15 protein-coding genes and 1 pseudogene are annotated in these 15,853 nt (G+C 46.4%); 6 read left to right on the forward strand and 10 right to left on the reverse strand.

From position 1 onward, the window contains the following. Positions 1-341 precede the first annotated feature (341 nt). The 4 genes from ACTWJ7_RS25050 (at position 342) to ACTWJ7_RS25065 (ending at position 3,942) form a co-directional block, all read left to right on the forward strand. Entirely contained in the window at positions 342-1,973 is a 1,632-nt protein-coding gene (locus ACTWJ7_RS25050; RefSeq protein WP_301879493.1) for a thiamine pyrophosphate-binding protein, read from the forward strand. A 12-nt stretch (positions 1,974-1,985) separates the two neighbouring features. Continuing rightward, on the forward strand, positions 1,986-2,354 hold the full coding sequence (locus ACTWJ7_RS25055; protein WP_024629113.1) for a carboxymuconolactone decarboxylase family protein: 369 nt from the start codon (positions 1,986-1,988) through the stop codon (positions 2,352-2,354). A 190-nt stretch (positions 2,355-2,544) separates the two neighbouring features. Next, positions 2,545-2,895, forward strand: a complete 351-nt coding sequence (locus ACTWJ7_RS25060) for a hypothetical protein (protein WP_079345947.1) — start codon at positions 2,545-2,547, stop codon at positions 2,893-2,895. Between the two features lie 54 nt (positions 2,896-2,949). Further along, on the forward strand, positions 2,950-3,942 hold the full coding sequence (locus ACTWJ7_RS25065) for a 3-oxoacyl-[acyl-carrier-protein] synthase III C-terminal domain-containing protein (protein ID WP_079345949.1): 993 nt from the start codon (positions 2,950-2,952) through the stop codon (positions 3,940-3,942). Positions 3,943-4,142: 200 nt separating this feature from the next. Here the strand turns inward: ACTWJ7_RS25065 and ACTWJ7_RS25070 are convergent, their stop codons facing one another. The 7 genes and pseudogenes from ACTWJ7_RS25070 to ACTWJ7_RS25100 form a co-directional block, all read right to left on the reverse strand. Further along, on the reverse strand, positions 4,143-4,712 hold the full coding sequence (locus tag ACTWJ7_RS25070; RefSeq protein ID WP_024629108.1) for a manganese catalase family protein: 570 nt from the start codon (positions 4,710-4,712) through the stop codon (positions 4,143-4,145). 143 nt (positions 4,713-4,855) lie between these two features. Further along, a complete protein-coding gene (locus ACTWJ7_RS25075) occupies positions 4,856-5,131 on the reverse strand; it encodes a spore coat protein CotJB (RefSeq protein WP_079345951.1) in 276 nt (91 codons plus the stop codon). Then, positions 5,121-5,360, reverse strand: a complete 240-nt coding sequence (locus ACTWJ7_RS25080; protein WP_079345953.1) for a spore coat associated protein CotJA — start codon at positions 5,358-5,360, stop codon at positions 5,121-5,123. The genes ACTWJ7_RS25075 and ACTWJ7_RS25080 overlap by 11 nt, the downstream gene beginning before the upstream one ends. A 216-nt stretch (positions 5,361-5,576) precedes the next feature. Then, the gene (locus tag ACTWJ7_RS25085; RefSeq protein WP_029881678.1) at positions 5,577-6,965 is read right to left on the reverse strand and encodes a hemolysin family protein; all 1,389 of its coding nucleotides are present in this window, start codon (positions 6,963-6,965) and stop codon (positions 5,577-5,579) included. A 52-nt stretch (positions 6,966-7,017) separates the two neighbouring features. Further along, positions 7,018-8,154 (reverse strand): radical SAM/CxCxxxxC motif protein YfkAB, encoded by a 1,137-nt coding sequence (yfkAB, locus tag ACTWJ7_RS25090; protein WP_143805372.1) that lies wholly within the window; start codon positions 8,152-8,154, stop codon positions 7,018-7,020. Between the two features lie 223 nt (positions 8,155-8,377). Continuing rightward, positions 8,378-9,496 (reverse strand): HD-GYP domain-containing protein, encoded by a 1,119-nt coding sequence (locus ACTWJ7_RS25095; protein WP_079345957.1) that lies wholly within the window; start codon positions 9,494-9,496, stop codon positions 8,378-8,380. A gap of 69 nt (positions 9,497-9,565) precedes the next feature. Beyond that, positions 9,566-10,996, reverse strand: a pseudogene (locus ACTWJ7_RS25100) (bifunctional metallophosphatase/5'-nucleotidase). Positions 10,997-11,116: 120 nt separating this feature from the next. On the opposite strand from ACTWJ7_RS25100, the gene ACTWJ7_RS25105 reads away from it, so the two are divergent. Next, the gene (locus tag ACTWJ7_RS25105) at positions 11,117-11,863 is read left to right on the forward strand and encodes a molybdenum cofactor biosynthesis protein (RefSeq protein ID WP_301879494.1); all 747 of its coding nucleotides are present in this window, start codon (positions 11,117-11,119) and stop codon (positions 11,861-11,863) included. Between the two features lie 124 nt (positions 11,864-11,987). Further along, positions 11,988-13,037, forward strand: a complete 1,050-nt coding sequence (locus ACTWJ7_RS25110; protein ID WP_024629100.1) for an HD-GYP domain-containing protein — start codon at positions 11,988-11,990, stop codon at positions 13,035-13,037. 145 nt (positions 13,038-13,182) lie between these two features. Here ACTWJ7_RS25110 and ACTWJ7_RS25115 read toward each other — a convergent pair whose 3' ends face one another. The 3 genes from ACTWJ7_RS25115 to ACTWJ7_RS25125 form a co-directional block, all read right to left on the reverse strand. Beyond that, positions 13,183-13,314 (reverse strand): YjcZ family sporulation protein, encoded by a 132-nt coding sequence (locus ACTWJ7_RS25115; RefSeq protein WP_208642727.1) that lies wholly within the window; start codon positions 13,312-13,314, stop codon positions 13,183-13,185. A 147-nt stretch (positions 13,315-13,461) separates the two neighbouring features. After that, positions 13,462-14,181: a M23 family metallopeptidase gene (locus ACTWJ7_RS25120; protein WP_301879495.1), complete on the reverse strand. Its 720-nt coding sequence runs from the start codon at positions 14,179-14,181 to the stop codon at positions 13,462-13,464. A 189-nt stretch (positions 14,182-14,370) separates the two neighbouring features. Beyond that, complete coding sequence (locus tag ACTWJ7_RS25125; protein WP_301879496.1) at positions 14,371-15,723, reverse strand: jacalin-like lectin; 1,353 nt, start codon at positions 15,721-15,723, stop codon at positions 14,371-14,373. Positions 15,724-15,853: the final 130 nt, after the last annotated feature.

Consider the following 15,853-nt stretch of genomic DNA (forward strand, 5'->3'; position numbering starts at 1 on the left):
GAAATGGGAAGTGCACGATTCTCAATGGATCTACACAATTTGAATCTATCGCATTTTATAATATTTTACATTTTATTCTATATTTGTGGTTTATAGTTCATTTGTTGCAGGAATATATAACCAATTTATTTTATCTTATAGGATATAGCATTAAGCGTTTCCAACCTAAGAATCAGGAACGTATACTCATAAAAGCAGTTGACAAAAAACCACAAAAAAAGCTACTCTTCCTATTAACAAGGATTGATTTCCTTTCACCACCTTAGACGACGACATACACTCCAAAAATGGAACTTGACCTGTGGGTCCAAAAACCTATTTTGTGAAGCGAGGTGTCCCGCATGAGAACAGTTGCGGACTATTTGGCAGAAGCTCTGCGTAATTTAGGCGTTACTCATGTCTTTGGTATTATCGGAAAATCCATATGCCCTGCTGTCCTGAAAATGGTTGATTACGGCTTGGAGTTCATTCCAGGTCGCCATGAATCCAGTTCAGGCTTTGCCGCTTCAGGCTATGCCCTCCAAACAGGGAAACTGGGTGTGGCCTTCGCCACTTCAGGTCCGGGCGGAACTAACTTGCTCACCGCCGCAGCACATGCCAAGGCCAATAACTTGTCTGTCCTGTTTATTACAGGTCATCAGTCCATTCAGGAACTGGGGCTTCCGCAATGTCAGGACTCCTCTTCCTACTTGGCCGATCTGGCCGAGATGTTCCGTCCTGCTACGTTGTTCAGCAAGCTGGTAGAGCGTGGCGATCATTTCAGCACCATATTGAATCATGCCCTTTCCATTGCACTCGGTCCCAACAAAGGTCCGGTCCATCTCTGTCTTCCGTTTGATGTACAAACCGAACAGCTCGCTGACTTCCGGGTTGTAATCCCGGAGCCTGAACCCCTGATTAGCGTATCCAACCTGAATCATGTCCTCCCCTTGCTTCAACAGTCCAGTCATCCTTTAATTATTGCAGGTAAAGGCGTCAGTCGCGCCAGAGCCCATGATGAATTGCTCCATTTGGCCGAACATTTCAATATTCCTGTCATTACTTCTCCCGGAGGAAAAGGTGCCATTGCTTGGGATCATCCCCTTTACCACGGCCCTTGCGGTGTTGGCGGCTTCCCTCATGCAGATGAGCTGCTGAATCAAAGTGATCTCTATATCGTACTCGGTTCACGTCTGAGTGATATGACGATCTGTAATTTGAAGACGGAAAACCACCCTGCACATTTAATCCAATTCGACACCGATCCTGCATTCATTGGTAAAATACTTCATGCTCCAACCTTACATATCACTGGCGACTTGAAGGACAACCTGCAGTTTTTGCTCAGTACACTGACAGAACAACCTGTTCTCCCAAAAGACACGACAACCGTTAATTACACCGTACCTCTCCCGGATCTGCCGAACCTGTCCCTAGCTTCCGTGCTGGAAGAAATGAGTGAATTGCTTCCCTATGATCATAAGCTGTTTGTGGATGATGGCAGTCATGGTTTTCATGCGGTTCAACGATATAAAGTCAAGAAACCTGGCAGCTTTGTGTTTGACGCCTATTTTGCCTGCATGGGCAATGCCATCGGCATGGCTATTGGAGCCAAAACCGCCGCACCGGAAGAAACCATTGTATGCATTACGGGTGACGGATGCTTCATGATGCTTGGAACCGAGATTAACACTGCTGTATGCAACAATCTGCCAGTCATCTTCATCGTAGTAAACAATAAACAGCTGGATATGGCACTGAAAGGCATGGAGAAAACAACAGGTCGAATCGATGGCACCTTATACGAGGTACCGTTGGATGCAGCAAAGTTTGCTGAGTCCCTCGGTGCTGTAGCTTATCGTGCGGAAACACGAGATGAATTTGCCTCTGCTCTCCAGGCAGCACAGGAGCTGAACCAGGTTACCGTAATTGAGCTTCTTACTGATCGCGACGAGATTCCACCCACCGCTCACCGTACCGTGACTTTGAATTAGGAGGAACATAGCATGAGTGAACAAGTGACTCAAGGATTGGAGCGTTTTGCAAAGCTTTCCGGTGAATATGGTGCAAAAGCACTGGCACCGATTAAAGATCAGTTCCCTGAGCTCGCTGAGTTTATTATGGGGACGGCTTACGGGGATATTTTTCAGCGTACAACCATTACCGATCAATGGAAGGAAGTCGCCATTATCTCTTCACTGATCTCCCAGGGGCAGTATGAGCAATTGGGGGTACATTATACGATGGCACTAAGTGTCGGTGTAACCGTGGATCAGCTGAAAGGAATTCTGTTGCATCTGGCACCGTGTGTTGGTGCTCCGCGGATCATCAGTGCTTTTAATATATTGCTTGCTACACTGGATGAAATCCAATAATTCACTCTTCTACATTTTTATACACGATTCGACTTTTTTATTGATCTTTTTACATCCCTACCTTTATAATATGGTTAAATTATCCTCCCAATCAGTCTACATCTCAGAAGCAGTCAGCGAGGGCCTTGAGGCCTACGTCTTGATTAGCAGGATAGCCTTAACTAATTTATTTAAAGGAGAGAGAACAATCATGGGAAGTTTTATACTGACAACTGACGTTCCGAACAAGGTGTTAAACATTGAACTGGAGGGCTCTTTCTCTCAAGAAGACGGTTTACGTTCCATCTCGGCATACCAGGATACAATCGCTCCGATTAACACCAAGGAATATGACCTGACTATCGATTGCAAAAAGTTGAATGTTACTGCTCCGGAAATTGTGCCTCTTCTTGAGGGCTGCCTGCAGATGTTCAAAAAAGATGAATATAAAAAAGTGGTGCTGACGCTTGAGAATAATGCCATTCTGAAAATGCAGCTGGCCCGTCTTGGACGGTCTGTCGGACTGGACAACCTTGAGATCATCTCCACGGTTACGACCTAATAAACCAGGCGGACAAGCTGAGGGTTCACCCATCCGCTCAGGAGGAGAATGAAGATGGCTGGAATTCGTATTGTAGATATCGATATCTATCATCCAACGCATAAGGTGGGCAATGACTTTTACATTGAACATTTTGACGCAAGAGGTGTAGATATTCGGGGACTGTTAAAGGCACTTGGGCGTGATACACGTTACAAAATTGACAACGATGATGAAAACTCACTAAGCATGGCCTTTGAGGCCGCCAGTAATCTGCTCGAAAAGACCGGACTTACCGGTGCCGATATCGATCTGATTGCTTATGCAAGTCAAACGCCGGAATACATTTTTCCTACGAATTCCTTAATGATTCATCGCCTGATTAACGGGGCATCCCATACGATTTGTATTGACAGCAATGCCAACTGTGCTGGCATGACCGCAGCCTTTGAACAAGTTAGCCGGCAGATGCTGGGTAATCCCAGAATTCGCCGTGCTTTGATTATTGGCTCGGATTACGTCGCTCCTCACGCAAGTCCTGATGATCCTGTATACTTCGCGAACTTCGGGGACGCAGCAGCAGCTGTCATTGTTGAACGGGACGAGCAGGCTGTCGGTTTTATTGACTCGATCTATCAGACCGATACCTGCGTATATGGTAATTCCCTCTTCCCGGCACAAGGTCTTGCAAAACTGGGCCAAACCGGTGTTGATGCAGGTGCCTTCCATGTAAAATTCATACCGTTTGATGATTCCATCTGTGTAGGTGCAGCCTCTGAATCGATTCGCACGCTGTTAAGTCGTAACGAGATCGGAGCAGACGAGATCAAAGCCGCTTGTTTCTCTCAATTATCCATCGGCAACATACGTGCTGTATCCGAGAACATTGGCATCGGTGAGGATATCGCCGTCTACATCGGAGACGAGTTCGGGTACACCTCAACCAGCAGTCCATTTATTGCATTGCATCGAGCCATAACATCCGGCCAAATTCAGCGTGGTGATAAAGTTCTGTTCTGGACCGTTGGCGCTGGGTGGCAAAATGTTGCCATGGTTGTAGAGTATTGAGTGATTGACACTGAACCCAACATCAGGGCAGACCTTTCTTAACCAAAAAGGAATGTCCTGATTTTCGATTTTAATATGGTTTTATATATGAATACTGCAGTAATTACTTTGTTACAAACTTATTTTTGACATAACTCCTTCAATTGCAAAACCGTCCTCTCAACAGAGAACGGCAATAAAAATGATATATGTTGTTCTTTTTAGAAAATCTTCTTTGTCTGCCGATCATCCTTCAGAATCTCTACCGCCTCCCGGAAACGCAAGGAATGCACAATCTCCCGCTCCCGCAGAAACTTCAGACTATCCTGCAGATCCACATCATCCGTCAGATCGATCAACCATTGATATGTAGCCCGTGCCTTCTCTTCCGCAGCAATATCCTCGTACAAATCAGCAATGGGATCTCCCTTCGCTTGAATATAAGTAGCGGTGAAAGGTACACCTGCTGCATTATTGTAAAAGAGGGCTTTGTCATGATTTACATAATGAGCATCCAGACCCGCTTGCTCCAGTTGTTCGACTGTTGCATCTTTGGTCAACTTATAGATCATTGTTGCAATCATCTCTAAATGAGCAAACTCTTCTGTACCGATGTCATTCAGCAGACCAATAATTTTGTCCGGAATCGTATAACGCTGATTAAGATACCGGAGGGCTGCAGCCAATTCACCATCAGCTCCGCCATACTGTTCCATCAGCAATTTGGCCATATGAGGGTCACATTTCCCCACCCGAACAGGATATTGCAGCTTTTTCTCATATACCCACATGCCGCACTTCCTCCTCCAATTTTTGATTTAATCTTACAATCCGGATAAAAATTTCAGCTTAGCATTTCCGGGTGTCCCTGAACTAAACTATCGATCCATGGGACTCCCGGCAACTCAACAAGCCACAATAGCTGAAAATTTCACTACACTTGCCAAGGCCAAGGTGTCTGAGACCATTCCCAAGGATATTTGGAGAATGAATGACCAAAGTTCATAAGTGGTCCATACAGCTGCTGAAACTCATGGGACACACGCATTCTCTCTTGGCTGAATTTGTTATACTGTTCGATGCTTTGATAGTCTCCAGGGTGGGTATCCAAGTACAGGTTCAGCTCAACCAATACAAAATCCAGGGCCTGAAGTTCCTCCAGCAGCTCATAGTATTTTGCATCACAGGCTTTAGGTGCTTCAGGTTCCATCCACTTCCACCTCTCTCCCCTTTGATTTTTTAGAGGTATAAGGGCTGTACAATGCAGGCCACAATGTTCCCAGTCTCAGTGCTTCTGCTGGACTGTATTGGGGCCATCCCATCGGCTGGAAAGGGATAAACAACTGCGGTGGGACGAGATACGTACGAATGGGCAGCGGCTTGCAAGGATCAAACGGCCCAATAAAAGGGACGTAAGCACGAAGCTGCGGATCTTTCACAGAACAGCGCCTCCTTTATCACGGATTTGGTGCATGTCATCACAATTACCCAAGCATTCTTTTTCCGTCTCTATATCCATATGTCGCTGTCCCCAAGTTAATCCCATATTTAGCGGATCGAAAAAAAAGACCTTCGAACGACTCACCCCACTGGTGGTCTCCAAAGGTCACTTCAATGGATATGGCGGCCATATCCATCGTTTATTTCATCAATACTCAGTCTCTGTTACGTTCACGATCATTATTCTGCATCGAATCTGGTTCCTGTTCTACCGTCTCCACCTTATCTTCTTCAGAATCAGGTCGCTTATATACTTTTACGCGGGTAATTCGGAGACGGGTGGATTCTTCGACTTCAAAGACATAACCGTTTTGCTCCCGTGTTTTACCTTTGACCGGACTACCTTCCAGTTCCTTGAACAGCCAACCGCCAATCGTATCGACTTCCTCATCCTCAATGACAGCTCCGGTCCATTCATGGACCTCTTCAATCAGGGAACGACCATCAATGGAAAAGGCTTCTCCACTGCGCTCCATATGCGGACGTTCGTCTTCGAACTCATCATACAGATCACCAACGATCTCTTCCAAAATCTCTTCGGCAGTCAGCAAGCCGGCTGTCCCGCCATATTCGTCGACAACCAGAGTCATCTGGGAATGTTTTTTCTGCATCAGACGAAGTACATGACTGATCTCCATCGATTCAGGCACATTCAGAATTGGACGAACAAGCGCAGCCAGATCATGCTGCTGGTCTGGTTCAGCGAGAAGTAGGTCCGTAATGTGGATGAATCCGATAATCTCATCCTTATCCTCGACAGCGACAGGGTAACGAGAATGCTTCGTTGCATTAATAATTTTCAAGTTTTCTTCCAGCGACATATGAGTGTATAGACAGTCCATATCCGTACGCGGCAGCATAATTTCACGCGCCAGCATATCGGAGAAATCAAAGATGTTATCCATCAGTTTGATTTCATCCTTATCAATGACACCACTCTTGGCGCTTTGCTTCATCAAAATGCGAAGCTCATCCTCCGAATGGGCCTCTCCTTCGCTGGCAGGTTCAATGCCTGCCAAACGCAGCAGTGCATTGGCTGACGCGTTCAGCACCCAGATGAACGGGAAGAAGATTTTATAAAATAACAGCAATGGTGCCGATAGCAGCAGAGCCACTCCGTCTGTTTTTTGAATCGCCAAAGATTTGGGCGCAAGCTCACCCAGCACAATGTGCAGAAACGTAATGATACAGAAACCGATGATGACGGATACTGTCGATATAAGTCCTGTATCCGCTACACCAAGCTTGAACATCAGAGGTTCAACCAACAATTCGGAAATGGCCGGTTCACCGAGCCAACCAAGCCCGAGCGATGTCAGCGTAATTCCGAACTGGGTAGCCGATAGGTAGGCATCCAATTTCCCATTCACCTTCAGTGCATAACCAGCCAACTTATTCCCTTCACTCTGTAATTGAGTGAGGCGTGTTTGTCTAACTTTAACCAGGGAAAATTCCGCTGCGACAAATACGCCATTCAAAAATACGAGCAGAAACACACAGACCAGATTAAATACTAACTGCCCGAGATGAAATTCGGTATGAATACCCAAGTCGAAACTCCCCTTTTTGATCTATTTCAGGAATACACCTGGAATATCAACGTGTAATTGCTTTTCTCGATTTGAAATCCACACCTTTATAATACATATCTGCCACGAGCAGATTCGGACCGCAGCAAGAAGCAGCATCACAATGACAGTTCACAGTCTGATTCAAAGGATGTTCCGCCGACCACTCATGGAATACGTCATCCAGCTTCCGGTCTCGAATGTTGCCAAACGCCGGGATGTCAGCAAAATCGGTAACATACACGTTTCCCGTAAACATGTTGACGTTAACGCGGTTACGACCGTCGGGATCGTTACGAACCGTTACTTTGGGCTCGCTATATAAGCGGTTGATGAGCTCCCGATCCTGGTCTGCTGCACTGCATGCGAAGAACGGAAGTGTACCAAACAGCATCCACATATCCTTGTCACGCACATCCAACAAACGATGAATAGCTCCTCTCATATGATCAAGGGAAAGCACCGGCAGTGCAGAAGCAAAATTCGAATTATACATCGGATGCACTTCATGACGGACACAGCCCATCTCACGGATCAATTGATGAATGCCCTCAAGCTTGTCATGGGTACGGAAATTAATCATGGACTCCGCAGAGATAAACATGCCCGCTTCACTGAGCTTACGGGAATTCTCCATCATTTTCTCATACATCTTCACCGCTACTTCACGCTTGACGGGTCTGCCACTGTTGGCAAAACCGACCTGGTGAAAGTCATCGGCATTCAGATAATTGAATGAGATATGCATAACGTCCAGATATGGCAACAGCTGCTCGTACCGACGTATATCCAGCGTCAGATTCGAGTTGATCTGGGAACGAATCCCCCGATCCTTGGCATATTTAAGCAGCGGAATGATCATCTCATCCACGGTCTTCTGACTGAAGCTCGGCTCACCACCTGTCAGACTGATCGTCTGAAGGTGCTCCACCTCATCCAGCCTTTTAAGCATCAAAGGCAACGGAAGCGCAGGCGCTTCGCGCATCGTTAACATATCTCCTACCGCACAATGCTCACAGCGCATATTGCACAGATGAGTTACGGTCATTTCTACACTGGTCAGCACATGGCGTCCATATGTACGCAAAGAGCCGATCGGATCCCAAGGATCATTAGTCGGCGATAAAGGCATCGGTTCTACCGATCCTGAGTTTAGCATGGTCATTGTTCTTCACCTTATTCCTTTTATTAACCTAAAAAGTTTTATTTACAACATACCCCGACTTCATCTTTTTGGAGTTATCTTTTATCATAGCACAATTTCCTGCGCTCTGGCATGAGCATGCTCTGTCCATTACATGACAAAAAACGCCCCCGTAACATCCGGGCCAAGCTGGCCCGGACGTTACGATATGAGCGCTGACCCATTCTCCATTAGATGTCAGATATCAAAATATTTCATTACGTGCTGAAGCTGGCGTAGCGTCTTCCACCCCTTCAACGCCTGTAATCATAACAGACAGCGCTGTGGACAAATCAATTTCATAGGGTGCGCTTAAGGTCTGTCCATCTGCGTCCTTGAGAACACGAATGCGTGGTCGTTGCGGAACGCGGGAATGGATGGCTGCAACAACCCCGATTTCTCCTGTACTCAACGTGACGGAAATACCTAAGGGGTAGATCGCAACACAATCACGAAATTTTTCCAACATACGCTGTTCATATAATGTCCCTGAACCCGTGTATAATACCTCAACCGCCTGATGAGGCAGAAAGGCTTGACGATACACCCGATTGGTCGTCATCGCGTCATAAGAGTCGGCAAGGGCCAACCACTTTGCATATTCATGGATTTCATTGTCTTTCAAACCAAAAGGATACCCGCTGCCATCAATCCGTTCATGATGCTGTAAAGCGCAATGTGCAGCAAGGAGCGGTATACCCGGTTCATCTTTGAGAATACGATGTCCATATGTAGTATGCTGCTGTATGATTTTAAATTCCTCATCACTTAGCTTGGAGGGCTTGTGCAGAATGTCTGGGGCAATCTGTGTTTTTCCAATATCATGTAACAAGGCCCCCAGACCAATCTCCATTAATTGCTGGCGTGTATAACCCGATGCCACTCCAAGAACCAAGGTGTATACACATACATTCAATGAGTGATTATACAGATCAAAATCACTGGAGTTCATATCCATCAGCATAATCATCGCTTCCTTCTGACTGCCAATGTCCTCCAGTATTGCATTCATTACCCCGCTAAGTGCTTTTCCGAAGTGCGGGATTCGACTTTTGGTTTTGAGGCCAGACATACTCTGAAACTGCTGTTTGATCTCGACCAGCGCTCTACGCCTGGTCTCTTCCTGCAGCATATCCGGAATGATGATATCCTCTGTTGCAGCATCCGAAATATACACGTATCCAATCCCCAGATCTTTCAGACGTCCAATCAACCGACTGGTCAGCTCCACTCCCTCACTGAGCAGAACCACACCCTCTTCACTATAAATTCGTTTCCCCAGCTTCATGCCAGGCTGCAATAGGTTTATATGTACTAAACGCACAGCCTATCCTCTCCCGCTCCGTAGATGTAATTTCCACTAGCCGCCGCTTCAGCAGAAGGCAAGTACTTGTTAGATTTCATGCCAACGGGATCGCAAGCTGTCATCCAGCGCCCCTGGCCTTTTCAGTTCCGTTTCGAGCAGGTCACGTATAAATTCAGGAAGTCGATACGATGTATCCGTTCCAAGAGAAAGGGTCGGATACCCTACATTGAACGTAAACATGTCGAGTGTTCCCACCACATATTCATGTTCATCACGAATCGGTTTGCCCTCAATGTATATGGCACGGATCTTCTCGTATGGAGGCGCGTGTGGATCATATTCCACGTCCATCCCATCCATGCACAAGGTTCCTAAAATATGCCCGCGAAATCCAAACCCGATAATCGGTTTTCGTGAGAACTCTGACAACAGCGACTGCTCCAGTGCCTCCCGAATCTGAATTCCATTCAAGCATATTGTACAGGCATTAATGGGAGATGGACATAGGGAATGTAACATTCCCTTTGTAATATTGCCCTGCGGAAGATCTGCAAGAAGCTGCCCGGCGTTCACAAGTGACAACTGCGCTCCGGTGAACTGACGGACTGCCTGGGCAAGCAATGACGCAAACGGAGACTCATGATCGTAATCAATGGCGAGTGTTCTGTCCGTTATAACGGCCGTCTGGCCAAGCGCCCGTTCGGCTTCCGTCTGATGTGTGTCTATGGCCAGTGCTACCCTTTCTTCGAGCATCATGTTCTGGACCGGAACACAGCCACTGCTCACCAGTGCATATTCATTCGTTCCATATTCTCGCTCCAATACCACCTTACCGAGCCACTGACCAAACTTGCCTGCCGCTCCAAGCACCGTCTGACCAATGACTAATGGTTCTTCCAATACATGATGTGTGTGTCCGCCCAGAATGACATCGATGCCCGGGATCTGTTCGGCCAGTCTGCGATCTGTTGAAAGCCCCAGATGGGACAAAATAACGATCACATCCACCTGAGAACGCAAAGCTTCAACTTGCTCACGCAGTGCCTTTAACGGCTCCAATACGTCCCACCCCAACAATTCGTAAAAAGCGGTAAAAGGTGCTGTAGCACCAAGCAGACCGATGCGAAATGGCCCCTTCTCCAGAATGAGAGAGGATTTCATCCAGACTGGTGGCAGGCCCGTAGCCTAGTCCACAACATTTCCACATACGACTGGGCACAGAAGTCCAGAGTAAGACTGTGCCAGTTGTTCGGGTGTAAAGGTTAGTCCTTCGTTGTTCCCGATTGTTATGGCATCGTAACCGGTCAGATTAAGGACATCGACGTTAGCCGCCCCCAGAGTGCCCTCCGTCTCAACTGCCATCCGGTCCATATGATCTCCGATATCTACTACCAGAAACTCTCCGGCCTCTTTCTTCTCCTGTCCGATCATGGCGGCGATGGAGCTCATGGAGCCAAAATGACTATGGATGTCATTCGTGTGTAGAATCGTTAGTGTTTGCGTCTTCCTGGTGCTCATCACACCGCCTCCCTCTTATCGTATATAACGTACATTCCTCTAATGGATAAGCATAACATTTTCCGCGTCGTTATGATATATTTATAGGGTTTAGAGATTAAAAAGAGGTGAGTTATTCGCATGAAATTGACAATTCAACTATTTGCAGGCATCGCTGAACGTCTGGGCACATCCCTGCTCGAATATGAATACCCTGGAACAGATCCAACTCCTGTGCAATTAAAAGAAAAACTGGGCCTTGCTTACCCAGAAGCGGCGGCTCAAATACGCGTTTCTTTCCTGGCAGTAAACCAACAGTATGCTTCTGCCGATATTATAATCAAGGCCGAGGACGAACTCGCCTTAATTCCCCCTGTGTCGGGTGGAGATGGGACCTATTTGACTGGTGACGAACAGCGTTCTCCCCATCCCGAGCATCGTACGGATGACGGATTATTCCTGATCACCCAGTCCCCACTGTCCGTGGAAGCTACAACGAAGCTAGTCATCACTGCAAACCATGGAGCATCCCTTACCTTTGTTGGCACCACCCGTGAAATGACCGGACAACAACGAACGGTTCATCTCGAATACGAGGCCTATGTACCTATGGCACTTTCTCAGATGGCGGCTATCGGCAGTGAAATCAATGAACGCTGGCCAGGTGTGATATGTGCGATAAGTCACCGGATTGGGCAGGTAGACGTAGCAGAGATCAGCGTCGTCATTGCCGTTTCCTCCCCTCATCGCAGTGACTGTTACGATGCGAGCCGCTACGCGATCGAAAGACTCAAACAGAATGTCCCCATTTGGAAAAAAGAAGTATGGGAAGATGGTTCCGAGTGGAAAGGTCATCAACTAGGACCCTGGAACCCCATGGACAATTAAATAACTAGTCATTCGACCCTTTGAACGGGCAATGAAATTAGTAAATAAGTCGTTGTCAACCCATTTTTTTCTTGTTATTATAATGATATATGTCGATATTAGTCGAGGAAAAGGTGGTTTATACGTGAGAGTGCATGTTACTGATCTTAAACCTGGCGACCTGCTAAAAAATGATGTGTACAACAGTTCGGGTCTCCACATGCTGATGAAAGGTTCCAGACTCAGCGACGATGATATTGCCAAGCTGCTGCAGCACGGAATCGATTACGCAGATGTAGAGCATACAACATCTGACCTCCACTCTGATGCACAAACCTTACCTTCCGATCAAACCCGTCTGTTAACTAACCTGTTTAACGATACGATCAAAGGTACAGAATCTCTGTTCGAACAAGCGATGGAGAAGGGTTTTATTGATGAGACTCAGGTCGATGAGATTTTGATAACCCTAACGGGACAACTTGAAAAACAAAAGGATGTTGTCTCCTTGCTACTGATGCTTGACGGGGATAATGACTATACCTACAATCATTCTTTACAAGTCGGAATGCTCGCTTTTTATATCGCCGGCTGGATGGGCTACAACCCTGAGGAATGTTTGACTGTAGCCAAAGCAGGATATCTTCACGATATAGGCAAGTCCAAAATTCCATCTGAAATGTTACATAAGCCGGGCAAATTAACGCCCGAAGAATTTGAAGAAATGAAGAAACATACGTTATATGGTTATGAGATTGTCATGGAATCCACTCAGGATGAGATTCTTGCAACCGTTGCCCTCCAGCATCATGAGCGTGAAGATGGAAGTGGCTATCCTTACGGACTGAAAGGCGACGAGATTCATCCATTTGCCCGTATAACGGCTGTAGCAGATGTGTACAGCGCGATGACGACCAATCGGGTGTATCAGACCAAGCAGGAACTTATCTCCGTGCTATGCGAATTGTACAGCCTCAGCTTTGGTCAATTGAATGCTGAAGTCACACAGGAACTCATCAAACATATGCTGCCCAATTTTATTGGCAAAAGGGTTCTGCTCACAACCGGCGAAACCGGTCTGATTGTTTTAAATAACCCTGCGGATTACTTCCGCCCACTCGTTCAGACCTCTACAGCCTTTATCGATTTAGCGAAGGAAAGAGATATAGCAATCGTTGAAATTTATATCCAGTAAGCCAGCAATAAGCGTTCAGGAATCCGCAGCAACAGTTAGCGTAATTCAGATCCAAGAGAACATCCGATACAACGTGTACCTCGTATGCATGTGAATAAAGGGGAGCCACTGAGGCTCCCCTTTATTCACATTAATTCATATCGGATTAAACGCAGAATGCTTTCGTGATGATAACCAACAGAATGAACAGTACCAAGATCGCACCAGTGTTTGTGAACATATTGTATCCGCCTACGCCGCCTACGTTGCCGCCACAGCCATATCCTACTTCGCTCATGTGATTGCCTCCTCTTCATCAGGTATACCCTAACATATGACGTTTCCGGTTAGATGAACCGGGCGAACGGGCAACATTCCATAAATGGTTGTCTGCCTGCTTTTGACTGAAAATTAGGCTTCACGTTTACTCCTGATCCGCTTGTTGTTAACCTGAGGAACCGGAAGAGACCTTGATCCCCTTTTCCTTACGATACATGATAACCAGCAATCTCCAAAAATCATAACTGCCCGCCTCATTCATTATAAACGGTTGGTAATAACGATAAGCTTCCTCTGCCCAAGACGGACAAGCCATACTGGCAATGTTCTTTTGCTGCTGGATCCAGGCCGACTGGGATTCCAGCATCTTCTCCATTGCTGTTAACCGTTCTCTTTCCTCCATTGTCATTGGCGTCTCCTCCGATCCTTCCACAGTTGAATTATATTCAGATTGCAAATAGATCCCTGGATCCACAACACCATTCTCACTGGCCGTATATCCATACGAAGGGGTGCTGGATTTGCGTACCTCATAATGCACATGTGGCCCTGTACTTTCACCCGTGCTCCCCTGGTTGCCGAGAAGCTGCCCTTGCTTTATTTGCTGTCCAACTTTTACTGCAATTCGGGAAAGGTGGGCATAACAATGCAAGTAACCCCTGTGATCCTGCACCGCAACCGTAAGCCCATAACCGCCGAATCCTGAGCCTGTAGCCCCTTCCGCAGCAAAACGTACAGTCCCGTCCATAAATGCATGTATGGGCCCATTCCATGGCTCTGTGACGAGATCGATTCCACGATGAAATGTCTGTCCGCCAGAAATAGGATGGATTCTGTAGCCAAATGAACTTGTAATCCGATATCCCTTAAACGGATTGTCGCTCATGTTTTCACATCCTTTTCTATCATTAGATGCTTGAATCTAGTAAATGGCTTGTGCTATTGATCTTATTTTATTACAAAAAAGAACCGCTCAGAATGTTATTGGTCCAAACCCTGCGGTCTTTTCCAATGCTTATTCCAAGCGGTGATATAGATTATTTATCTGTTCTCTATCGTTCCAAGATTAAAGGGATTAAGGTTGGACAGGCTTATAAATAACTCCAAGCTGATCAATCTCTTGATCGGCTCTTCCATAAAACCCGGCGATATACCAACCCGCAGGCGCGTCCAGAATGATCTGCTCCGAAGTCTTCTGGCCCCCTGCAATTTTATTCCCCAGATTGGTCGTTAATTCAAGGTGAAAGATTCGTTTATCTCCATTCCGTGTCCCCTGACTAATCGTTGCCCGTGTTAGATATTCACCATTAGCGAGATTCAGTGTGGAAGTATTGGATTTCCCTCCATGTGTCAGAGTTGTTCCATCTCGATACAACGTCGTAATACCATCCACACGGTTGCCCGTGTCCAGTACAATTGAGCCAGGCTGCGCATCAGGTATGCGCTCCAAATCATTAAAGCCAGTTCCGCCTGCTCCTCCAAGGGTTGAACTGAGTCGATATGCAGGGGAAACACTGTATACAAAATTTGCTGTAATCGGAAAATGATCAGATAGTTGATTTCCAGATGGATCAACGAATTTCTGATCTTCCACACGATAACTTGCGGCATTCAATGTTAACGCTTTGCTTCCACGGTATAAGATTTTGTCCACAATTTCATAATTGGGGCCATTGACGTTGCCAGCATCCATAAGCGCATCTCCGTCTGCCGGAATGCTTCCACCCCGAACGAGATCAATCCAAGGATCATGCAATTCATTTTCCGTCAGCAGCATCTCGATGTTGTCTGAAGCACGGGTATAACGAGTATTCGTATCACCAAAAACAATGACCGCGTTGCCCTCAGATTGATTTTTTATGTAATCGGAAAGCTGTCTGATGTTATCACGTCTGGCTTCAAGCGATTTATCATCGTCGCCTGCGTCTGCGTGCAGATTATATACATCAATTTTCACGCCAGGTGCAATCTCGTAGGTTGCTGCGGTGAAACCTTTGGGCGTCAGCTCATCACTTCCATTGTCAAACAGACCGGATCGCTTGTTCCAGGTTACCCTTTTCAAGTCCCGGAACGGATACCGGGATAAACTGTTCAGCCCGCTTCCAAAGCCGGCTAGCCCGCTCGTTTGAGTCAAATAGGGCAGGGTTACTTGCGAAATCAACTGGTTGTGGTAATTAAAATCCTCCTGCACATTAATGATGTCATAGTCGTTCAGCTTAGGGGAAATCTGCACCGTATACTCTTGAGGCTTGGAACTGGAAACGAGACTGGGGAGGCCGCCTACATTATAACTTAGGATGTTGAACGAACCGGAGGCTGCTCCGTCCTCAGCAGCATGTGCAGCAGGGGAGTACAGAGGTAATATGCTGAATGTAACCAGCGCTGATAATAATAAAGCCTTTGTTCTTTTTGCTAATGGTTGTCTCATAAACTATCCCTCCTCATATTTTGAATCCATTCAAATATATGTACTCAGTGTTACGGGAAAATAAATCAAATGTATATTTTTGTATTTTTAAACATTTCAAATCTGGTTCAAGCCTGCATACAGAGGCAGA

The sequence above is a fragment of the Paenibacillus sp. 1A_MP2 genome, assembly GCF_052244825.1.
GTDB lineage: Bacteria > Bacillota > Bacilli > Paenibacillales > Paenibacillaceae > Paenibacillus > Paenibacillus vandeheii.